General features: G+C 46.1%; 19 protein-coding genes. 4 read left to right on the forward strand and 15 right to left on the reverse strand.

All coding sequences use genetic code 11. The features are described 5' to 3' along the window. Nucleotides 1–65 precede the first annotated feature (65 nt). Nucleotides 66–2270: a sodium-translocating pyrophosphatase gene (locus tag QZ135_RS15565; protein ID WP_294611174.1), complete on the reverse strand. Its 2205-nt coding sequence runs from the start codon at nucleotides 2268–2270 to the stop codon at nucleotides 66–68. Nucleotides 2271–2518: 248 nt separating this feature from the next. Then, nucleotides 2519–2839 (reverse strand): heavy metal-binding domain-containing protein, encoded by a 321-nt coding sequence (locus QZ135_RS15570; protein ID WP_009129671.1) that lies wholly within the window; start codon nucleotides 2837–2839, stop codon nucleotides 2519–2521. A 164-nt stretch (nucleotides 2840–3003) separates the two neighbouring features. Between QZ135_RS15570 and QZ135_RS15575 the strand changes: the two genes are divergently transcribed. Beyond that, the gene (locus QZ135_RS15575) at nucleotides 3004–3345 is read left to right on the forward strand and encodes a hypothetical protein (protein ID WP_294611176.1); all 342 of its coding nucleotides are present in this window, start codon (nucleotides 3004–3006) and stop codon (nucleotides 3343–3345) included. Between the two features lie 87 nt (nucleotides 3346–3432). After that, the gene (locus QZ135_RS15580) at nucleotides 3433–4476 is read left to right on the forward strand and encodes a hemolysin family protein (protein WP_294611178.1); all 1044 of its coding nucleotides are present in this window, start codon (nucleotides 3433–3435) and stop codon (nucleotides 4474–4476) included. On the opposite strand, the gene QZ135_RS15585 is transcribed toward QZ135_RS15580, so the two are convergent. The 11 genes from QZ135_RS15585 to QZ135_RS15635 form a co-directional block, all read right to left on the reverse strand. Then, nucleotides 4460–5671, reverse strand: a complete 1212-nt coding sequence (locus tag QZ135_RS15585) for a cysteine desulfurase (protein ID WP_294611181.1) — start codon at nucleotides 5669–5671, stop codon at nucleotides 4460–4462. The genes QZ135_RS15580 and QZ135_RS15585 overlap by 17 nt on opposite strands. A 107-nt stretch (nucleotides 5672–5778) precedes the next feature. Next, a complete protein-coding gene (gene sufD, locus QZ135_RS15590; RefSeq protein ID WP_294611183.1) occupies nucleotides 5779–7122 on the reverse strand; it encodes a Fe-S cluster assembly protein SufD in 1344 nt (447 codons plus the stop codon). Between the two features lie 3 nt (nucleotides 7123–7125). Next, nucleotides 7126–7878, reverse strand: coding sequence for a Fe-S cluster assembly ATPase SufC (gene sufC, locus QZ135_RS15595; protein ID WP_294611185.1), 753 nt, complete (start codon nucleotides 7876–7878; stop codon nucleotides 7126–7128). A gap of 113 nt (nucleotides 7879–7991) precedes the next feature. Next, nucleotides 7992–9449: a Fe-S cluster assembly protein SufB gene (gene sufB / locus QZ135_RS15600; protein WP_294611187.1), complete on the reverse strand. Its 1458-nt coding sequence runs from the start codon at nucleotides 9447–9449 to the stop codon at nucleotides 7992–7994. A gap of 2 nt (nucleotides 9450–9451) precedes the next feature. After that, a complete protein-coding gene (locus QZ135_RS15605) occupies nucleotides 9452–9955 on the reverse strand; it encodes a CvpA family protein (RefSeq protein ID WP_294611191.1) in 504 nt (167 codons plus the stop codon). A gap of 168 nt (nucleotides 9956–10123) precedes the next feature. After that, a complete protein-coding gene (gene infB / locus QZ135_RS15610; RefSeq protein WP_294611195.1) occupies nucleotides 10124–13222 on the reverse strand; it encodes a translation initiation factor IF-2 in 3099 nt (1032 codons plus the stop codon). Nucleotides 13223–13289: 67 nt separating this feature from the next. Next, nucleotides 13290–14636: a transcription termination factor NusA gene (gene nusA / locus QZ135_RS15615; RefSeq protein WP_294611198.1), complete on the reverse strand. Its 1347-nt coding sequence runs from the start codon at nucleotides 14634–14636 to the stop codon at nucleotides 13290–13292. Between the two features lie 4 nt (nucleotides 14637–14640). After that, nucleotides 14641–15108, reverse strand: coding sequence for a ribosome assembly cofactor RimP (gene rimP, locus QZ135_RS15620; RefSeq protein WP_294611201.1), 468 nt, complete (start codon nucleotides 15106–15108; stop codon nucleotides 14641–14643). Nucleotides 15109–15381: 273 nt separating this feature from the next. Continuing rightward, nucleotides 15382–17718, reverse strand: coding sequence for a glycoside hydrolase family 3 N-terminal domain-containing protein (locus tag QZ135_RS15625; protein WP_294611204.1), 2337 nt, complete (start codon nucleotides 17716–17718; stop codon nucleotides 15382–15384). A gap of 91 nt (nucleotides 17719–17809) precedes the next feature. Then, entirely contained in the window at nucleotides 17810–19000 is a 1191-nt protein-coding gene (locus QZ135_RS15630; RefSeq protein ID WP_294611207.1) for an esterase, read from the reverse strand. Nucleotides 19001–19030: 30 nt separating this feature from the next. Then, nucleotides 19031–19855 (reverse strand): alpha/beta hydrolase, encoded by an 825-nt coding sequence (locus tag QZ135_RS15635; RefSeq protein WP_294611210.1) that lies wholly within the window; start codon nucleotides 19853–19855, stop codon nucleotides 19031–19033. Between the two features lie 361 nt (nucleotides 19856–20216). Here QZ135_RS15635 and QZ135_RS15640 point away from each other — a divergent pair, with 361 nt between their 5' ends. Continuing rightward, complete coding sequence (locus QZ135_RS15640) at nucleotides 20217–20615, forward strand: hypothetical protein (protein WP_294611213.1); 399 nt, start codon at nucleotides 20217–20219, stop codon at nucleotides 20613–20615. A 252-nt stretch (nucleotides 20616–20867) separates the two neighbouring features. Here the strand turns inward: QZ135_RS15640 and QZ135_RS15645 are convergent, their stop codons facing one another. Then, nucleotides 20868–21572, reverse strand: a complete 705-nt coding sequence (locus tag QZ135_RS15645; protein WP_294611262.1) for a SprT family zinc-dependent metalloprotease — start codon at nucleotides 21570–21572, stop codon at nucleotides 20868–20870. Between the two features lie 295 nt (nucleotides 21573–21867). On the opposite strand from QZ135_RS15645, the gene QZ135_RS15650 reads away from it, so the two are divergent. Continuing rightward, on the forward strand, nucleotides 21868–22731 hold the full coding sequence (locus QZ135_RS15650) for a head GIN domain-containing protein (protein ID WP_294611216.1): 864 nt from the start codon (nucleotides 21868–21870) through the stop codon (nucleotides 22729–22731). Between the two features lie 120 nt (nucleotides 22732–22851). On the opposite strand, the gene QZ135_RS15655 is transcribed toward QZ135_RS15650, so the two are convergent. After that, entirely contained in the window at nucleotides 22852–23568 is a 717-nt protein-coding gene (locus QZ135_RS15655) for a hypothetical protein (protein WP_294611218.1), read from the reverse strand. Nucleotides 23569–23669 lie beyond the last annotated feature (101 nt).

Genomic DNA, 23669 nt, shown 5'->3' on the forward strand with positions numbered 1-23669 from the left:
TGTCGGTTTCATTATTTGGAACTGTCGGTTTCATTACTTGGAACTGAATCAAATGCCTGCACTCATCAGAAAAGGCTCCAGGCAACGGTAAGTCCGGCCATAACAATAGCCACCATACTCATCAGCTTAATAAGGATGTTCAAGCTCGGACCGGAAGTATCTTTAAACGGGTCACCCACCGTATCACCTACCACAGTGGCCTTGTGCACCTCACTACCCTTACCACCGAAATTACCTTCTTCCACATATTTCTTGGCATTGTCCCATGCACCACCTGCATTCGCCATGAAAATAGCAAGAACGAAACCACTACTCAGCCCACCAATCAACAGACCAAGTACGCCAGGCACACCAAAGATTAAACCTGTAGCAATCGGAGCAATAATAGCTATCAACGAAGGTACAACCATTTCGCGCTGCGCTCCTTTTGTAGAGATAGCTACACAGCGTTCGTAATCAGGCTCTGTTTCTCCCGTAAGGATTCCTTTAATTTCTCGGAACTGCCGACGCACTTCATCCACCATATGACCAGCGGCACGACCAACTGCGTTCATCGTCAGTCCACAAAAAAGGAATGCCATCATACTACCCAGAAACATGCCGGAGAGTACCTTCGGATTCATCAGCGTCACATCATAATGATGCATAAAGTCGAAGAAAGTGGCATCCTGAAGGGCAACGCCTTCACCATGAGGCAATGTTAATTCCATCGTACCTAAACGGGTCAGTCCGATACGGATTTCTTCAATGTAGGAAGCAAGCAGAGCTAGTCCGGTAAGGGCGGCAGAACCGATTGCAAAGCCTTTTCCGGTTGCAGCAGTGGTGTTGCCCAGAGAGTCGAGGGCATCGGTACGTTTGCGGACTTCTTCACCCAAACCGGACATTTCGGCATTTCCTCCGGCATTATCGGCAATAGGACCATAAGCATCCGTGGCAAGGGTGATGCCCAGAGTGGAGAGCATACCCACGGCAGCAATACCAATACCATAAAGCCCCATGCCTACATTGGCAAACTCAAATCCGGAAGCGAATAGATAGGAAGCAATGATGCCTATCACTACGGCAATCACAGGGATTGCTGTGGAAAGCATCCCCAAACCGATACCGGAGATAATCACTGTTGCCGGACCAGTCTTCCCGCTTTCACTAAGTTTCTGAGTGGGACGGTAGGATTGCGAAGTATAGTACTCCGTGGAACGACCGATGATGATGCCAACCACCAGACCTACTACTACGGCACAGGAAATCCACATCCAGTTTTCCAATCCCAGCAACCAAAGGATGAAGAAGGTAGCAATAACAATCAGCACGGAACTCAGATTGGTACCGAAAGCCAGAGAACCCAGCAAATCTTTCATGGTAGCATTCTCTTTGGTACGCACTGCGAATATACCGATTATGGAAAGAAGGATACCTACGGCAGCAATCAGCATCGGAGCAATAACAGCTTTGAACTGCATGGCGGTATCTCCCGTATGGATAAAGGCGGCAGCACCCAGGGCGGCAGTTGCCAGAATGGAGCCGCAATAACTTTCATAAAGGTCGGCGCCCATACCGGCTACGTCGCCCACGTTATCACCTACGTTATCGGCAATCGTAGCAGGATTGCGCGGGTCATCTTCGGGAATGCCGGCTTCTACTTTACCTACCAGGTCGGCACCCACATCGGCAGCTTTCGTATAGATACCACCGCCTACACGGGCAAAGAGCGCTTGTGTGGAAGCACCCATACCAAAAGTGAGCATGGTGGTAGTGATGATACAGAGTTTATGAGTCGGAGTCAAGGCATCTGCGGGAATAACCGCGTCGAGCAAAAAATACCAAAAAGAAATATCGAGCAGTCCCAGCCCTACTACAACCAGCCCCATCACCGCACCGCTACGGAAAGCCACACGCAATCCTGCGTTCAGTGAACTACGGGCAGCATTTGCCGTACGTGCCGAAGCATATGTAGCCGTCTTCATACCGAGAAAACCGGAAAGGCCGGAGAAGAAACCGCCTGTCAGGAAAGCAATCGGTACCCAATGGTTCTGCACATTGAAGCCATAAGCCATAATAGCAAAAAGAATAACCAGTCCCAGAAATACCCAGGCAACAATCTTGTATTGTTGCTTCAGATAAGACATAGCCCCCTTGCGTACAGCGGCGGCAATCTTTATCATTTGTGGAGTACCCTCGCTCTCCTTCATCATTTGCTTATGGAAATAATAAGCAAAACAGAGAGCCAAAACAGAAGCGGCCGGAATCAGCCAGAAAAGCAAACTGTCCATAGTGTTAGTATTTTAAGAATTAAGTATTTGAGGGCTAAATATATTAATTCTCCGCGAGAAAGACAAACAAAACAGGAATTACCTTTGCAGGGGAATTTGTTTTTTTGTGATAACGCAACGCCCAAAGAATGAGACTACTACAAGGGAATCTTCGGGTATAAAAAAACAGATGGTCTATTTGCCATGAACAGACCATCTGTTTGGGGTAAACAGACCATGTATTTCAAGCAAACAGACCGTCTGTTTTATCATTCTACAGTTACGGCTGTACCACAAGCTGTTACCATCAGCATACTGCCACTGCCGCCAACTGTTTCATAATCCAGATCCACACCAATCACAGCATTGGCTCCGAGTGCTCTGGCATGTTCCTGCATTTCACGCAGGGCAATGTCTTTCGCTTCGCGCAACACTTCTTCGTAAGAACCGCTACGTCCACCCACTACGTCGCGGATGCTGGCAAAGAAATCACGGAATACATTGGCACCGATAATCGTTTCACCGGAAACGATGCCGTAATAGCGGGTGATACGTGCACCCTCGATAACAGGCGTTGTTGTTACTAACATAAGCTTTATTCATTTAAGTTATTTGCAAACTATTAGACGCACCATAAAGCAAAAAGTTGCAGTCACGATGCGCTTTTATAAGCTCTCATTATTATAAAAAAACAAAAAAGTCAACGCCTGTCTATGAGCTAAGTCAACATTTATCTATCTTTGTCTCCGAACAAATGGAAACAAATCATTTTATATTCAGAATAATCACATGTCTGGTCGTGGTGCTTTTCGCACTTCAACCCGAAGATTATAATGCCTTCTCAGAGAACGAACCGCCCTTTCTTGGCATTGAGCAAAACGGACAATATTTCCCCGCAGACTTCAACGACGAGGCCATCATGTTCCGTTCCCTTTCCCAGAATCGGGCACGCCAGCTTTGTGCAGAAACCACCACTACTTACAATTTCTCTACCGAGAATACGAATCTATACATATATAGCGACGGCAACCAGCCGCATAACCGCAGAAGTTTGTTCTCTCCCGAACGCTCCCTGCTGTGTATATACCGTCTTTAGCACAAGTCTTTTCCTTATTGCTTTTTTATTATTTATCCGGTGCGAATCACTGATCCGTTCCGCTATGTTCAATTAATTAATTTATATATGGGACTTGTTTTATTATATCTGACCCTTGCCTTATCATTATCCTTTTTATGCTCCATTCTGGAAGCAGTTTTATTATCCACCCCCATGTCGTACATCTCTACCAAAGAGAAAATGCACGGCAAAAGCGCTGCTTTATTGAAGAAGTTCAAACAAGACATCGACCGGCCCATTGCCGCCATCCTGTCACTGAACACCATTGCCCACACCGTCGGTGCGGCAGGTGTGGGTTCTGAAGCAGTAAAGATATTCGGAGAGGCTTACTTCGGTGTCATATCCGCCATACTGACTATCTTGATTCTTGTTCTCTCAGAAATCATCCCCAAGACAATAGGTGCATGCTACTGGCGCTCACTGGCACTTCCATCGGCACGTATCATTAATTTCCTTATTATCATCTGCTATCCTCTGGTATGGCTGTCCGAGCTGATTACCCGGCTGTTCTCTTCCGGAAAACAGGCATTGTCCGTCAGCCGTGAAGAAGTGTCCGCTATGATTTCCATTGGAGCGGAAGAGGGTGTCTTCCAGATGAAGGAGAACAAGATGATACAGAACTTAATCAAGCTGGACAAGGTGAAATCGCAATCGATTATGACACCGCGGACTGTGGTGGCAACAGCACCCGAAAGCATGTCCTTAAAGGAATTCTACCAGGATGGAAAATTCAAATTCTACTCCCGCATCCCTGTTTATAATGACAGTGAAGATTACATCACGGGCTATGTGTTGCGGCAGACAGTACTTGAAAAGTTGGCGGAAGATAGGTTTGACCTGCATCTGAAGGATGTTGCCCGCCCCGTCCTTTCCTTTCCGGAAAACAGTTCCGTTTCCACGGTTTGGGAGCAGATGCTTGAAAGGAAGGAACATATCTCCATCCTGATTGATGAGTATGGTTGTTTCTGGGGAATTGTTACTATGGAAGATATTATAGAAACAGCCTTAGGTTTCGAAATTGTGGATGAAAAGGACAGTGTTACGGATATGCAGAAACTGGCACGGGATAAGTGGCAGAAGAAACTGGCACTTATCAAAACATCTTGCTGACCCGCTCAATGCCCGCCACCAGGACATCTATTTCTTCTCTCGTATTGTAGAGTCCAAAAGAAGCGCGTACTGTACCTTCAATGCCGAGACGTTGCATCAACGGCTGGGCGCAATGGTGCCCTGTACGCACGGCGATACCGAGACGGTCGAGTAATGTGCCCATATCGAAGTGATGGATATCGCCCACCAAGAAAGAAATGACACTCCCCTTCTCTGCCGCTTCACCAAAGATGCGCATACCGGGGATAGTCTTCAAACGCTGCGTGGCATACTCCGTCAGTTCATGTTCATAGGCGGCAATCTTGTCCAGTCCAATGGCAGATACATAATCCAGAGCTTTGGCCAGTCCTGTAGTTCCAATGTAGTCGGGTGTTCCCGCTTCGAACTTAAAGGGAAGTTCATTATAGGTGGTGTGCTCAAAAGATACGTGCTGTATCATCTCGCCTCCACCCTGATAAGGCGGCAGCCTGTTCAGCCATTCCTCTTTGCCATAAAGCACGCCGACACCCGTAGGACCATATACTTTGTGGCCTGAGAATACAAGAAAATCAGCATCAAGGTCCTGCACATCCACCGCCATGTGAGGAATGGACTGCGCAGCATCCACCAGGAAAGGCACTCCGTGAGCATGAGCAGTAGCAATCATCTCCTTGATAGGATTGACCGTGCCCAATACATTGGATACATGCACAACGCTGACCAACTTTGTCCGATCTGTGAAGAGCTTTTCATATTCATCCAGCAGAAGTTCGCCACGGTCGTTCATGGGGATAACTTTCAGGTTGATGCGCTTCCGTTCAGCCAACAGTTGCCAGGGCACAATATTACTATGATGCTCCATCACCGAAACAATCACTTCATCACCCGGATTCATTACTGCTTCTCCAAAACTGGATGCCAGCAGATTGATGCTTTCCGTTGTTCCCCGCGTAAATACGATTTCATTCGTAGAACCTGCATTGATGAACTTCCGCACTGTCTCACGACTCGCCTCATGCAGTTCCGTAGCTTGCTGCGACAGGAAGTGTACACCACGATGCACATTCGCATTGACAGAATAATATTCATCCGTAATAGCATCCACCACTTGACGCGGCTTCTGCGTCGTAGCACCGTTATCAAGGTAGACCAATGGCTTACCATACACTTCACGGGAAAGTATCGGAAAATCGGCTCTTATCTTTTGAATATCCATATATTTAGAATTATGAATGAAGAATGAAAAATGAAGAATTACCATGCGGCATAATGTCGCGCAACTTATTCTTCATTCTTCATTCTTCATTCTTCATTGACAACTCTTTATTTGCAAATGGCGCACCCCTGGCACTTGTTCAGTTCTCCACGGAAACGCTTCTCCACCAGCAGATGCAAGCGGTCTTTCAATGCATCCAACCGAATGGTGTCAATCACCTCGTTCACGAAAGCAAACATCAGTAACAGACGGGCTTCACGCTGCGGAATACCACGCTGACGCATATAGAACAAAGCAGTCTCATCCAACTGACCAACTGTAGCGCCATGACTACACTTCACATCATCGGCATAAATCTCCAACTGCGGCTGGGTGTACATATGTGCTTCACGGGTAGCACAAAGATTACGGTTTGTTTGCTGTGAACTGGTATGTTGTGCATCGGGACGCACCAACACCAAACCGGCGAAAGCACCGACAGACTGGTCATCGAGTACATACTTGAAAAGCTCATTACTGGTACAGTTGGGCACGGCATGGTCAATACTTGTATGATTATCAACATGCTGGTTCTTATCCTCAATTGCCATGCCGCAAAGGTTGATTTCAGCACCTTCGCCTGCCAGCAACACTTCGGTGGTATTGCGGGTAGTGCCGTTATACAAAGTCATGCCGTTCAGCAATACATTGCTGTTTGCTTCCTGCTTCACGTGCAGGCTGCTGATGCGCACTGTACTCGTATGAGTCTCTTCGAGTTCATAAAAATCGAAGACTGCATTCTCTCCGACAAAGACTTCTATCACTTGAGTAGCAAGGAAGTTCACATTATCCATAGCGTGGTCGCATACCAGCATACGTGCCTGTGCACCATCTTCCAGAACAATCAGTACCCGGCGATTCACCAGGAAGTTCACGTCACCACGAAGAATATTCACCAATTGAATGGGACGCTCCACTACTACATTCTTTGGCACATACAGCAGCACACCGTCTTGTGCAAAAGCAGTATTGAAAGCTATTACTCCGTCTTTCGAGGTGTCCGCCAGCTTACCGTAGTATTTCTTCACCAGTTCCGGTTGCTTCTCTGCCATCTCTTTCAAACTTCCGAAAATAACTCCTTCAGGCAAGTGGGATGCAGGCAAAGCCTTATTATAGAAAGCATCGTTCACTACAAAGTACAGAGACGTACTCATATTGGGCACATCGCATTTGAACACTTCATAAGGATTCACCGGAATATCCAAACGGTTCAGGTTCAGTCCATAGTCCGGTTCAAAGAACTTGCTGACATCGGTATATTTATATTTCTCCTGCTTACGGGTAGGAAAGCCGAGCCGCTCAAAGTCGGCAAACGCAGTGGCACGGGGAGCATTCAGCACCTCGGCACTATGCTGGCATATCATAGCTTCCGTCTGGGAGAAAAGCTCTATGTATTGTTGTTCTGCATTCATAATTTATTCTCCCAACTCCTTCTTAATCCAGTCATACCCCTTCTCTTCCAGTTCCAGAGCCAACTCCGGTCCCGCAGTCTTTACGATGCGACCTTTGTATAGCACATGCACGACGTCAGGTTTGATATAATCCAGTAAGCGTTGGTAGTGGGTAATGACGATGGTGCTGTTTTCCGGTGTCTTCAACTTGTTTACCCCTTCGGCAACGATGCGCAGGGCATCGATATCCAGCCCGGAGTCCGTTTCGTCAAGGATACTCAGACGCGGTTCCAGCATAGCCATCTGGAAAATTTCGTTACGCTTCTTCTCTCCACCGGAGAAGCCTTCATTCACGGAGCGGTTTGCCAGTTTATTATCCAGTTCCACAATCGCACGCTTCTCACGCATCAGTTTCAGAAATTCGCTTGCGCTGAGAGCAGGCAAATGGTTATATTTACGTTGCTCGTTCACCGCCGCACGCATGAAGTTCACCATACTCACCCCCGGAATTTCCACCGGATATTGGAAGCTGAGGAAGATACCTTCGTGACTACGGTCTTCGGGTGAAAGCTCCAACAGGTTCTTACCGTAGAAAGTTACACTGCCCTTTGTCACCTCAAAAGCCGGGTTACCTACCAACACAGCCGAAAGAGTACTCTTACCGGAACCGTTAGGCCCCATAATAGCATGCACCTCACCTGCTCTCACCGTCAGGTTGATGCCTTTCAATATTTCTTTGCCATTTACGCTGGCATGCAGGTCTTTTATCTCTAACATAACTTCTTAAATTAAGAATGAAGAATTAAGAATGAAGAATATTGCAACATTCTCCATTCCTAACTCTCCATCATTTTATTTTAATTCTTCATTCTTCATTCTTAACTCTTAATTTATCCCACGCTGCCTTCCAGCGAAATAGCCAGCAACTTCTGAGCTTCTACGGCAAACTCCATCGGCAGCTTGTTCAGCACTTCCTTGGCATAGCCATTCACAATCAATCCCACCGCATCTTCCGTAGAGATGCCGCGCTGGTTGCAATAGAATATCTGGTCTTCATTGATTTTGCTGGTGGTTGCCTCGTGCTCCACAATCGCCGTTTCATTATGGATATCCATATAGGGGAACGTGTGCGCACCGCACTTATCGCCCAGCAACAAAGAGTCGCACTGACTGTAATTACGCGCATTGTCAGCTTTCTGAGCCACACGCACCAGACCGCGGTAAGAGTTCTCACTGTGTCCCGCAGAAATACCTTTACTGACAATTGTGCTACTGGTATTCTTGCCCAGATGTATCATCTTCGTACCCGTATCCGCCTGCTGGTAGTTGTTTGTCACCGCCACACTATAGAATTCAGCCGAAGAATTATCTCCCGTCAAAATACAAGACGGATACTTCCACGTAATGGCCGAACCAGTCTCTACCTGCGTCCAGGATAATTTACTGTCCACACCTTTGCAATTGCCACGCTTCGTCACGAAGTTATATACACCGCCCTTGCCCTCGGCATCGCCCGGATACCAGTTTTGTACGGTACTGTACTTCACTTCAGCACGGTCGTGCACCACAATCTCTACGATAGCGGCATGCAACTGGTTCTCGTCACGCATTGGCGCCGTACAACCTTCCAGATAGGAAACATACGAGTCAGCATCCGCTACAATCAGTGTCCGTTCAAACTGTCCGGTGTTGCGGGCATTGATACGGAAGTAGGTAGACAACTCCATCGGACAACGTACTCCCTTCGGGATATATACGAATGAGCCATCGGAGAACACCGCCGAGTTCAGCGCAGCAAAAAAGTTATCACGGTATCCCACCACGGAACCCAGATACTTCTGCACCAAGTCGGGATGCTCACGTATCGCCTCACTGATGGAACAGAAGATGATTCCCTTCTCCATTAACGTCTCCTTGAATGTCGTCTTCACAGAAACAGAGTCCATCACAGCATCTACCGCCATACCACTCAGCGCCATCTGTTCTTCCAACGGAATACCCAGTTTATTAAAGGTCTTTATCAACTCGGGGTCTACTTCATCCATGCTCTTCGGAGCATCCTTTTTCTTTGCCAACGGGTCGGCATAATATGAAATAGCCTGATAATCTATCTCAGGAATACGGAGATGCGCCCATGTAGGCATCTCCAGCGTCAACCAGTGACGGTATGCTTTCAGACGGAACTCCAACAGCCATTCCGGCTCGTTCTTCTTCGCAGAAATTAGTCGCACAACGTCTTCATTCAGCCCTCGTTCAATGACTTCCGTGTGCACGTCGGTGGTGAAGCCGTACTTGTACTTCTCCTGCGTCAGTTCCTTTACATATTTATTGGGTTCTTCGGGTTGCATTATTAATTAAGTATATATTGTTCAGTAACTTCTTTTGCGGCAGGAAAAAACATCCCTGCAAAGGACTCTATAGGATAATATAACACTGAATCCTCCTTCATTGTTTGCTCGACCAGCGTATTATCCGAGTCAATAAATTCGACAACACAGACCAGCAAACTGGTCAGCAGCAGGAACTTCAATGCTCCAAGCCCCGCACCGAGCCAGCGATTAAGCCAACCGAGCGAAACGGCCTCCATTGCCTTGGTCAACAAAGCAGCCACCAACAGGAACAGCAATGGCACCACAACCCAGATAACGACAAAAGCCAATATCTGCGCAAACGTCATGGAATCCGTCATCCTGGAAAAGACTTTCTCCGCCACCGACACATACAACGTTTTCGCCGCCAACAGACCGACAATCAATCCAAGGATAGACGCCAACTGCCTGATAAAGCCTTTAAGAAAACCTATAACCGCTCCGGCACCCACCACCACCAGTATGATGATATCCAATATTGTCATAGTTAAAGTGTAATAAGGGGTGGTAAGTAATAAGGTGATAGAGCCAGGGAGTAAGGCGGACTGTCATACAACAATGTGCCAATTGACTGCGTACGAAAGATGCCGCAGGGCAATTGGCACATTGGCACATATAACATTATAACTTCATCACATTATCACACTACCACACTATAATGTTTGTTTTACTTCAATTTCTTCATAAGATTCGATAATATCGCCTATCTTGATATCGTTGCAGTTTGTCAGACTGATACCGCACTCAAAGTTGGTACCCACTTCCTTCACATCATCTTTAAAGCGCTTCAAAGCATTGATAGAGCCCGTAAAGATTACGATACCGTCGCGGATGAGACGAGCCTTGTCGCTGCGTTTCACCTTTCCGGTCTTCACCACTGCACCGGCCACGAGACCCACCTTGGTGATATTGAACACTTCGCGCACTTCGATAGTTGCAGTCACCTGCTCCTTCACCTGCGGTGCCAACATACCTTCCATAGCAGCCTTCACCTCTTCGATAGCGTCGTAGATTACCGAATACTTGCGGATATCCACACCTTCGTTCTCTGCCAGCTTCGCAGCAGCGTTCGACGGACGCACCTGGAAGCCGATAATAATGGCATCCGAAGCAGCAGCCAGTGAAACATCCGACTCGGAGATAGCTCCAACGCCTTTGTGGATTACATTCACCTGTACCTGTGCCGTAGACAGCTTAATCAGTGAGTCGCTCAATGCCTCAACAGAACCGTCCACGTCACCCTTAACGATGATGTTCAGTTCGTGGAAGTCACCCAGTGCCAGACGGCGGCCCACTTCATCCAGAGTAAGCATCTTCTGAGTACGCAAGCCCTGTTCGCGCTGCAACTGCTCACGCTTGTTAGCAATTTCACGTGCTTCCTGTTCCGTATCAATCACATGGAACGTGTCACCTGCGGCAGGGGCACCGTTCAATCCGAGGATTAATACCGGTTCAGACGGACCAGCCTCTTTCAGACGTTGGTTACGTTCGTTGAACATAGCTTTCACCTTACCATAAGCTGTACCTGCCAATACGATGTCACCTACGTGCAACGTACCGTTGGATACCAACATGGTGGCTACGTAGCCACGTCCCTTGTCCAGTGAAGATTCAATGATGGAACCTGTAGCTTTACGGTTCGGGTTTGCTTTCAAGTCGAGCATTTCAGCTTCCAGCAACACCTTTTCCAACAGCTCCTTCACACCCAGACCTTTCTTGGCTGAAATATCTTGCGACTGGTACTTACCACCCCATTCTTCAACAAGGTAGTTCATACTTGCCAGTTCTTCCTTAATCTTATCTGGATTGGAAGTCGGCTTATCAATCTTATTAATAGCAAATACGATAGGTACACCTGCTGCCATAGCATGGTTGATAGCCTCTTTCGTCTGCGGCATCACGTTGTCATCGGCAGCAACAATGATGATAACCACGTCCGTCACCTTCGCACCACGGGCACGCATTGCTGTAAATGCCTCGTGACCCGGAGTATCAAGGAACGTAATTTCACGTCCGTCGTCCAGCTTCACGTTGTAGGCACCGATGTGCTGCGTGATACCACCGGCTTCACCGGCAATAACGTTCGCTTTACGGATATAGTCGAGCAACGATGTCTTACCGTGGTCTACATGCCCCATAACGGTAACAATCGGTGCGCGCGGTTCCAAATCGTCGTCAGCATCTTCTTCTTCCACAATGGCTTGTGATACTTCTGCACTGACATACTCAGTCTTGTATCCGAATTCTTCCGCCACCAGGTTGATGGTTTCAGCATCCAGACGTTGGTTGATAGAAACCATGATACCGATACTCATACAAGTAGCGATGACCTGCGTAACGGAAACATCCATCATGCTTGCCAACTCGTTAGCAGTCACGAATTCCGTAATCTTCAGCACTCTGCTGTCCGCCATTTCGCGGTCTTCCTGCTCCTGCTGACGGCTGGATGCCATATCACGTTTATCCTTACGATACTTCGCTGTCTTGTTCTTACCTTTGGAAGTGAGGCGTGCCAAAGTTTCTTTTACCTGCTTAGCTACGTCTTCCTCCTTAACTTCCGCTTTGATAACCGGTTTCTTGAAACGGTCCTTACCGCCATTATTGTTGCGGTTGTTGCGATTGCCACCCGGATGATTGTTGGCACCACCGCCCTGACCGCTACCGTGGGGTTTGCCACCACCCGGACGGTTGTCACCTCCGCGTTGGAAGTTGGATGCATTGTTAATATCTACTTTCTCCTTATTATTATTAATACGGAGACGTTTCTTCTTGTTAGCGTTGGCATCGGCATCTTTCTCCTTGCCATCTTTCGCTTTACTATCTTCGCGGCGGATTTCTTTGATAATCGCCTCTTTCATCTGCTTCTTCTGGTCCTGACGGATTTTCTCCTTCTCTTCACGCTCTTTACGTTTCTCCTCTTTGCTCTTCTTCTTGGGGCGTGTAGACTGGTTCAGCGTAGCTAGGTCAATCTGACCGATGATATTAATTTTGGAAACAAACTCCGGCTTATGGATTGTAAAGATTTCATCTCCATCAGCTTTTGCTGTTGCTTCTTCGCCCGCTTCGGGCTTCGGCTCTTCCTTGGCAGATGCCACAGGAGCAGGTATTTCTTTTTTCACTTCTTCTTTCTGGATTACTACCGTAGCGGATTCTGTTTTTTCTTCCACAGCCACTTTCGGTTCTTCTTTCACCACAGGTTCAGGTTTGGGAGCAGGTGCTGGTTTGGGTTCCGGCTTGGGTTCTGGTTTGAGTTCCACCTTAGGCTCGGGCTTAAGCTCCGGTTTAGGTTCGGGCTTTGGCTCAGGCTTAGGCTGCGGCTTAGGTTCTTCCTTCACCACAGGTGCGGCTTCTTCTACTTTCTTCTCTTCCACTTTCTCCACTACCGACTTCCGGTTATTCAGCTTATCCAAGTCTATTTTCCCTACAGGTTTAAACTTCGGACGTGCATCTTCGGGAACTACCGTCTTGATTTCCTCAACTTTCGGTTTCTCCGTGGTCTCAGTCGCATAACCGTCGATAGATACCGACGCTTTGTTGCGGTCTTTATTCTGTCGTTCCTGAATGAAACGTTCCGATTCAAGTCTAAGATTCTTATCTGTACTGAACTCTTTCACGAGCAAAGCGTATTGCTCCTCGGTAATTTTTGTGTTGGGATTTGCCTCAACGGCAAAGCCTTTCTTCTGCAAGAACTCAACTACCGTTGAAATTCCTACATTCAAATCTCTTGTTACTTTATTTAACCTAATCGTCATACTAAAAAATTAATGAATAATGTGGAGAAAGAAGTTAGTGCAAACAGAAACAAACGCCATCGGACGTTTATTCAGCCTCAGGCTCTAATCCGGCCTCTGACTCAGACTCAGACTCTACTTCTGATTCCGGTTCAAATTCAGGCTCGAATTCAGGTTCGCTTTCTTCAAACTCCGATTTCAAAATGTTCAATACCTCATCCACCGTTTCTTCTTCCAGGTCGGTCTTTTCAATCAGCAATTCACGCGGAGCGTTCAGTACGGCTTTTGCGGTATCGATGCCAATCGCTTTGATAGCGTCAATCACCCAACCGTCAATTTCGTCTCTGAACTCATCCAAGTAGATGTCCTCATCTTCAACAGCCTGATCCAACTCACGGAACACGTCAATGGTGTACTCGGTCAACATACTGGCAAGTTTGATATTCAAACCTCCTTTACCAATAGCCAGCGATACTTCTTCCGGTTTCAGGAATACTTCTGCCTTACGCTCTTCTTCATTCAGTCGGATAGAAGATATTTTTGCGGGGCTGAGGGCACGCTGAATAAACAACTGGATATTGCTCGTATAGTTGATTACGTCAATATTCTCGTTGCGCAACTCACGAACAATACCATGAATACGGCTACCCTTCACACCTACGCAGGCACCTACCGGGTCGATACGGTCGTCGTACGACTCAACGGCAATCTTGGCACGCTCACCGGGGATGCGGGCAATCTTCTTAATGGTAATCAGTCCGTCCATGATTTCGGGCACTTCCATCTCGAACAGGCGCTGCAAGAATACAGGCGATGTACGCGAAAGAATGATCTTCGGGTTGTTGTTCTTATTGTCCACACGGGCCACTACGGCACGTGCCGTTTCACCTTTGCGATAGAAGTCGCTCGGGATTTGTTCCGTTTTGGGCAACAGCAACTCGTTTCCTTCATCATCCAGCAGCAACATTTCCTTCTTCCATATCTGATATACTTCTGCATTGATGATGTTGCCTACCTTATCAATATATTTATTATAGATACTGTCTTTTTCCAGTTCTAAAATCTTCGAAGCCAAAGTCTGGCGCAGGTTCAGGATGGCACGGCGTCCGAAGTTTGCGAAGATCACCTCATCCGTCACTTCTTCACCTACTTCATAAGAAGCATCTATCTTCTGTGCTTCCGACAATCCAATCTGCAAGTTCGGATTTTCCAGGTTTTCATCCGCCACCACTTCACGGTTACGCCATATTTCGAAGTCACCCTTATCCGGATTCACGATTACGTCGTAGTTCTCATCGGTACCGAACATCTTCGCAATCACACTACGGAACGACTCTTCGAGTACGCTCACCATTGTGGTTCTATCGATATTTTTCAGTTCCTTAAATTCCGAGAATGTATCTATCAAGCTGATAGTTTCTACTTTTTTGGCCATAGTCTTATTTAAAACTGATTAAGTATTTAGTATATTTTATTTCATCATACGCAAGGGTTTCATCTTCTTGCACCAACGTGGGGCGCTTAGCTCCTTCAGGTTTCACTTTCTTCTCAATGGTTACGGTGAAATGCTGTTCGTCGGCCGCTTTGAGTACGCCGCACAGCTTACGTCCGTCTTTTTTCAACACTTCCACATCTTTCCCGATGTGATTGCAGTACTGTTGCAACACTTTAAATGGCTGTCCGATACCGGCAGAGCCTACTTCCAACTCATAATCATCCTCTTCACGGTTCAACTTGGATTCGATAAATCGGCTCAATTCCACGCAATCTTCAATCCAAACACCTTCTTTGTGGTCAATTTCCACCAGAATCTTGTCATCCGGGCTGATAGATACTTCCACCAGAAAGTACTCTTTTCCGTCCAGCCACTCGTCAACAATTTGACAAACAGTTTTCTTTTCTATCATTGATTAACTATATAAGAACAAAAAAAGGAGCTTAATTGCCCCTCCACCTTTCATCCATTGCGGTTGCAAAGATATAAATAATCTGTTCGACTACAAAATATTAGAGAAAAAAAGAATCATTTAACGATTAGTTGACGTAATTATTTCCTTTTCTGCGGTTTTAAATCAGTTGACGAAGAGACGGGTTGACAAAGGGACAAGGTTCCATGCGGCATAGAAGCATTGCGCAGCCCCTTGTTCCCTTGTTAACTCGTCCCCTTGTTTCCTTCCTTTTTACTTATTCGGAGTATCCCATTTCTTCGTATCCATGCAAGTTACATTCAATGTCTGATTACCCGTCTGGATGCGGAAATCCCCCTTCTCCAGTATCCACTTGCCGTCATAACCGACAAAGGCAAGGTCGGAGGCTTTCACTTTCAGAGTAACAGTTCTGGTTTCACCCGGTCTCAGTTCCACCTTCTCAAAGGCACGCAGGCGACGTACATCGGGAGTCAGGGAAGCTATCAGGTCGCTGCTGAACAACAGGACGCTCTCTTTGCCGATGCGATTGCCCGTATTCTTCACGTCAACGGTGAAAGTCAGCACATCGTCGGCAGTGAAGTCCGGCTTATCCACTTTGAGGTTGCTGTATGCATAGGAAGTGTAGCTCAGTCCGTAGCCAAATGCCCACTGCACGGACATCACTGCATCATAATCATAAGCGCCTTGCATCTTTTCGAGGTCTTCACAAGGTTTATAGTCGTAAGTGAACAGCGAGTTGATGTCTCTCGGATAAGTATATGGCATTTTTCCGCTGAAGTTAGCGTCGCCGGACAGAAGGTTTGCGAGGGCGTCGCCACCGTAGTTGCCCGGAAGCATGGCGTTAATAACGGCTTTTGCCAATGGTTCTATCTCGTTGATGATGCGCGGGCGTCCTTCGTTCAGGACAAGGACAATCGGTTTCCCGGTAGTGGCCAATGCTTTCACCAAGTCAAACTGGTTCTTGGAAAGAAAGAGGTTTGTCAGGTTGCCCGGAGTTTCGCAATAGGAATTCTCGCCGATACAGGCGATGATGTAATCCGCATTAGCGGCGGCAGCTACGGCTTTGTCTATTTCAGGAGCGTTTTCTTCCCACCAAGCACCGCCTTGTTTGTAGCTCACACCCGGCTCGTAGATGATGTTGGAAGCGCCGAACTTGTTGGTAAACGATTCGAGAATAGTGTTATAGTCTGCAGCACATTCGTCAGCTTTATCACCTTGCCAGGAATAAGACCAGCCACCGTTGAGCGTGCGCATGGAGTTGGCGTTAGGGCCGGTAATCAATAACTTCTTGCCGGGGAGCAGAGGCAGGATTCCATCTGTGTTTTTCAGCAGTACCAAAGATTCTTCAGCAGCCTGCAAAGCGGCGGCAGCGTGTTCCTTGCCACCGAACAGGGGGAAATCTTTATGATTATAAGCAGGTGTATCAAATAAACCCAAACGATACTTCATGCGCAATACACGGCGCACAGCATCGTCAATGCGGCTCATAGGCACTTCACCTTCATCCACCAACTCTTTCAGGTAGGTGCAGAAACTCCACTCGTAGGGAACCATGGACATGTCGATACCTGCATTGATGGCAATTTTGATGGCTTCCTTCTTGCTGGAGGCAATCTTATCGCGGGTATAAAGGTTATTAATGTCCGCCCAGTCTGTCACAATCAGTCCATCCCAGTTCAGGTCTTCTTTCAACCATTGCGTCAACAGTTCGTAGTTGGCGTGGAAAGGGAGACCATTGTTCATGGCAGAGTTCACCATGACAGATAGAGCACCCGCCTTAATGCCTTCGAGGAAGGGGGCAAAATGCTTCTCGCGCATGTCCTGCACGGTGATAGAGGAAGGGGTGCGGTCTTTTCCCGAAACCGGAACACCGTAACCCATGTAATGCTTGATACATGCGGCTACATGCTGCTTTCCTATATTATTAGGGTCTACGCCCTGAAAACCGAGAACGGACTCGCGTCCCATTTCAGCGTTCACAAAGCAATCTTCGCCATAGTTCTCCCAATGGCGGGGCCAACGGGCATCACGGGCCAGGTCGAGCACCGGGGCATAAGTCCAGGGGATACTTCCGGCTTTGGTTTCATAGGCGGAAATGCGGGAACCTTCGCGCACCAGTTCACGATTGAAGGTAGCTGCCATGTTGATGCCTTGCGGGAAGAAAGTTCCGCCCAGTGTATAGGTGGTGCCATGTATTTGGTCTACACCATAAATGCAGGGAATACCCATCACTTGCATGGATTTATCTTGTATCTTCCTGATGATTTCTTCCCATTTCTCTTTGGACTGGGCAACGCCTTGGGGAACATTCAGGATAGAACCTACCTTATACTTGCCGATGACGGTATCCAGCAGGGCGTCGTCTATCTGGAACTCTTTAGAGGGGCTATCACGCTTCGTAATAACGTCGATGGTAAGCTCCGTCATCTGACCGATTTTCTCTTCAAGGGTCATCTTCTTGAGCAAGTCTTCCACTTTCTGTTCTATCTTTTCGTCTCTGGGAATGGCGGGCGCTACGGAAGTCTGCGCCGTGGCGGTGGTTAACACAAGCCCGGACAGGGCAAAGGATAAGATTAATTTTCTATTCATGGTTTTGATATTGTTTTTATGCAGATTAAAAGCATTGCACAGTTATCTGCGGTGTTATTTTTGGGGGTATTATTTGATTAAGGTATTCTTATTAAAAAAGCAGTGGAGCAAATTCGCTCAGATAGATGCGCCAGTTCTTCCAGATATGTCCTTCATCGGTTTCGTAATAGGTATATTTATATCCATTCTCATCCAGTAGTTTGCGAAAATCCTCATTCGCTTTATAAAGGAAATCTGTCTTTCCGATAGCTATCCAGTAAAGAGACGGCTTCTTGGCAAACTGTGTTTTCAACTTACCTTCCAAGTCTTCATATATCGGGGAAGCAACATTCTTGTTCGGCAAAATAGCAGCAGAGAACAAGCCTACATAATTGAACATATCGGGATATTGTTTGGAAATGTGCAAAGCGTGAAAACCACCCATAGACAGTCCGGCAATGGCGCGACCGGATTTATTCTTAATAGTACGATAGTTCTTATCCACGAATTTCACCACATCCGGGAATGCCTGTTCAAAAGAACCTTCCATTGTTTTAGGTAGTTGCATGGAAGGAGGCATCATACCGAGGGAAGATTCACCCGGAGCAGCTTCCTGCGAAGCATTGCCATTCGTCATCACCACAATCATGGGCTTTGCTTTGCCTTGCGCAATCAGGTTGTCCAGTATCTGCGCGGTGCGGCCAAGAGAAATCCAGGCCTCCTCGTCACCACCCATACCGTGCAGAAGATAGAACACGGGATAGCGTTTACCGTCGGTTTCATAGCCAGCGGGAGTATAGACTGTCATGCGGCGTTCCATACCGAGGGTCGGGCTATTGTACCAAGTGCGGGATACCGTGCCATGAGGTACTTGGTTTACTTTATATAAATCGGCACGGTCACCACCAATGATGAATACATTGGTAAGGGTGGCCACGTCACGTATCAGATAAATATTGGCAGGGTCGTTCATCCGCAGGCCGTCCACAATAAAAGAGTAGCTGTAGAGTTCGGGCTTCAACGGTTCGGGAGTGGTGTATTCCCATACGCCATCTTTACCTTCAGTCAAATCCACAATTCCCGGAATCTCATATTCCCCGTTAGGCATCTTTACTTTTTGTTTCGGCAGGAAATCACCTGTGATTTGTACTTTCACCGCTTTCGGTGCTCTCAAGCGAAATAGAACGGTGTTATTGTCATATATTTCGGGAGATACGAGTGGCCCGATTCCCCAAAGGGCCTCTTGAGCGAAGGTCGCTACACACATCAACAAAGCGACAGCTAAAATTGTAAATCTTTTCATAATAGTATATATTATAAGGTATTAGCCATGTTATTTCTTCACCGTTTTATCCGGGCAATGTTCACGGATATAATTTATAATCAGGAAGCAGGCAGGTTCGAGCACCGTGCCATGATTGAAACCTTGCAATTCATATAAAGTAATTTGCTTATTTCCTATATTCTTCAATACGGAAGCAAGCAGGGCATTCTCTTCCCAACGGTCGGCCATTTCCAGATTGCGGTCACCGGTAATCAATATAATAGGAGAAGTATCTTTGCGTACACGGTTCACGGGGGCGTATTCATCTATGATAGGAATACCATTCGGCAATCCGCGTTCCTTGCGAATGGTGAAATGAGTAACCGTTTGTCCGCTTATCGGGAGGTAAGCCGCCACTTTATCTGCATCGGCTCCATAAGTCTCCATGTATTTTTTGTCCATAGCCAGCATCAATGAGAGATAGCCTCCGGCAGAATGACCGGAAACGAATATCTTGTCTTTACTGCCGCCATACTCTTCTATATGGTTAAACGCCCATGCCACAGCGGCGGCGGCATCCTCAATATAAGCAGGATTCTTGGCTTTAGGACTCAGGCGATAGTTCACCGCCACAACAGCAAATCCTCTGTTCATAAGTTCCTGGGGGATATGCTTATTGCCTCCTTCCAGTCCACCGCCGTGAAACCAGACGATAGTTGGGAAATCTTTTTTGTCAGCCGGATAGTAAACATCCAGTTTACAGCGCTCTTTCCGGTAAGCATCCATCTCGGAATCGGGAACATAGAGCAGGTCTTTTTCTGTTTTATACAAGTCTTGTGCATGCAAGGCAATCATGCAGAATAATAGTAACAGAAAGAGGGCTTTTCTCTTCATGATATTCTTCATCTAAAGTTTTTCTGTTGCAATATTAGGCAAATAATCTCAAAGGGCCGCTTCTTAGTTGTTGAAAAGTTTATTGGTATGTTCAATTTTATTAGCATAGAACTATATCCGCATCATACTTATTCTGAACTTATATGACTTACATCAACAGAGAAAACATTCTCCAGTTCCATAGTAAGTTCCTGAGTGCAACCAGGAAAAACAAACTTCACTAAAGAAATGGCATCAAAGTAACGGCATACGTTACCGGATAAAGTATTTTTTCCGTTTCTCAGGCATTAAGTCGCAGAAAGTATTGCCCCATATAGCATTTATTCGTTACATTTGTACCATTCTTAAAACTTCAACCTTTATGGCACATCATCTGAATACCAACAAACAGTTTATGATAGGCAATGGCATCCTGGCTTTTGCAGTTATCTTCATAGTCGTTATCTTCATCTATATGAGCTTGCGCCTGCAAAAGCAAAAGGATGAAGACCGCAACTTTATTGAGACATACACCATTACCCTGACGAAAGGCTTTACAGGAGACTCCCTGTCTCTGCTGATTAACGACAGTGTGCTGGTAAACAAAAAAATAGCCGAAGAACCTTTCAGTATCGATGTGAAACGCTTTGCAGAACAGAGCGCACTATTCATTGTAGACAATGAAACAGAAGAATTATCCCTGTTCGAACTAAGCGAAAAAGGCGGCAACTACCGGTTTGAGAAAGAAAACGGAGAAGTGAAGCAGTTGTCACAGAAATAATTCCAGAGTTATATAACTCATCATACTAAAAAAAGATATTCATACCCGTTGACAGAATTGATTCGTTACGAACTAATTCCGTCAACGGGTATAATCATATAAAACAGCCACCAACTTTCTTCCACCTCGTACCATGTTTTCAATTATTTCTCATTTACTCCCCACCTTCTCCCTTGTCTATAGGAAGGAGAAGGTAAGGAGTAGGTAGGGAGTAAGTAAGGAGAAGGTGCAATGTAAACCCGTTGCCTGACATCAGAATTCCGTGCGATATTGCCTCAGTTCATTCCGTAAGATTTGTGCTTTTCCCTCGGTCAGTTTATCAAGGAGCGCCCAGAAGCGTTCTCCATGATTCATTTCGCGGGTATGGGTCAGTTCGTGCAACAGCACATAGTCTATCAGATGCTTCGGAAGCAGTATCAGATAATAAGACAGATTTATGCTGCGACGTGCCGAGCAACTGCCCCAACGACCGTTACTGGAATTGATTTTTACACTCTGATAAGGCAGGTTATGTTGCTGCGAAAGCATATAGAGGCGTGGCGGAAGAATGATTTTTGCATTACGCCGCAAAGCCTCTTCAACAACTTTACGCAACCACTTCTGTAGTCCTTCATCGGCAAAGTCCGCATCCGGCGGACAGATTATCTGCATCTCCCCCAACTCCGAACGCGACAAGAAGCGTTCGCGCTGTCCGCTTACAAGACTTAGCTTGAAGAACTCCGTATCTATCCGGAAGTTCAAGTCTATCAAAGGACGGGTATGTTTCTGCCGGGCCACTCTCAGACGGGGACGCAACTGCTCTATGGCATTCCTTACCTCGGTAAGCGTTGTTCCGGGTGGTACGGTCACGTAAATAGCATCTTCCCGCGTGCGAAAAGTCAAACGACGTGCACGGGTATTCGCCCGAATCAACAAGCGTCCAAGTTCCTTATCTTCCAATATCTTTTCCAAAGCAATAAAACCTCCTGATGAATAAACAGACAAATGAACAAAATATCACCCGAATATACAAATGATTGGACAACCAAAAACGGACAAGTGTCCGATAATGAACACATACCAAAAAACGACAAATCCTAATTATCAGCATCTTACGAATTTGGCACGAATGTTGATTTATAAAATACGACCGGATGTTACTGAAAAAGTTTCTAAAAAAAAGCGGCAACAGCATGCAACCTTTTTTAAGCAACATACGTCTAATAGATAAACAGGAATAATATTAATGAATAATCATAAAATGAAAAAAGTCATGAAAAAGTTAGCAACTCTCATCACATGTATCTGTTTAATCGTCAGTACAACAGCGTGTTCACAAAGCAAGAACTACAGTTCCGGCAATTGGAGCAGCAAGAAAGTGGTAGCCAGCAATAATTACGTAACGAAAGACATCAAGGTAGACAACTTCAAAAAAATTAGTGTTGCCGGAAGTTCCGACGTTATATTCACCCAGAAATCAGGGCGCCCCGATGTAGAAGTTTACACTTCGGATAACATTGTGGACTTACTGGACATCAAGGTAAAGGATAACACATTATATATAGGTTTCAAGAAGGACGTAAATGTATCTTATAAGAAACTTGAAGTACGCGTTTCCGCCGAAACTCTGAACGGGATTTCTGTTGCCGGCTCAGGAGATATCTTCCTGAAAAACGGTCTTCAGACCAATGACAATTTATCAATCAATATTGCCGGGTCAGGAGATGTCAAAGGCAGTGGCATCAAATGCAATGATATGAAAGTGTCTGTAGCAGGAGCGGGCGATATCAATGCTGATAATATTACTTGTAACAACCTGAAAGTATCCGTTGCAGGATCGGGTGACATGGTATTAAGAAATGTAACAGCTACGGGCACGGAAGCAAGTGTGGCCGGTTCAGGCTCGGCAACTATTACCGGTACAACCCAAACAGCTACTTACAGCGTAGCCGGATCAGGTGATTTACTTACAGAAGGTTACGAGGCTCAACGCGTTACTGCCAGTGTAGCAGGCTCGGGCAGCATCAAATGTTTCGCAACCGAGTTCCTGAAAGCACGCACCAGCGGCAGCGGAAAGATAGGCTACAAAGGAAATCCGGAACTGGATTACCCGAAGAAGAGCTTGTACAAACTTTAAAATTCTCTCTTACAACTACTATAAAAAGGATAGTTTAACACACTATGAGGCGAAAGGGTTTCCGTGAGGAAGCCCTTCGTTATTTTTTATAAGGCCATCGCATTCGCTCGTAAGTTCAAATTACACAATCACGCCAAATTTATGTTCAAGAAAGGCTCTTAAATATCCCAGCAAATCTGCCGACAGTTCTAATTGTTCGCCCTTCAACATCTCAAAAGGGAGATAAGTTCTGCCTTCAATCAGATTCCGTCCAACACGCACTGCCAGAACAACGCCATGGAGTGAAACACCGAACATACTATCCGGATACTTGGGAATTTCCACACTGAAAAAGTCTACATTCGCATTATACTTAAAAAATTCATGGATAGCCTGTATCTTAGGCATTGAAGTATCTTTTAATTCCCGCTCCTTATACCGGTCAAAAAAGTGAGGTGTATAAAAGATATAATACGAAATACCTTTCACGGCACTAAACACTACTGCATGTAAGCCATCGGATCGATGGTAGCGTAAATACACGAAGTAACTTAATCCGCGTTTCTTATATAAGCTCCAACCTTTACTGAAAGGTTGTATCACACAACTGTTCTTCCGTTTTGTAACAAACTCTATCGATTTGAAATATATCCGTTTCTCTGAACGGGCTTCTTTCATGATGAACTTCCTGTATTTTTCCGAAAGCAAGATTTTCATTGTCTTGTCATACAATTCATCTCTCCACTCATTCTGACATTCGTCAGCAATCTGTTGGTGGGTCATTGCAGCTACTATCACTTTCGTTTTATTATTGTTATGGCGCAAAGATACTAAATAAAGATTTATTATATCTACCATTCCACAAAATGCAAGGGCAACCGCACCAAGTTTTCAGGATAACTGCACTGAAATTCTCTTCTTTTTTGTCGGGTTATGAATTAATTTCTCAAATGAATCCC

Origin of the sequence: uncultured Bacteroides sp., from assembly GCF_905207245.1 — a bacterium.
Taxonomy (GTDB): domain Bacteria; phylum Bacteroidota; class Bacteroidia; order Bacteroidales; family Bacteroidaceae; genus Bacteroides.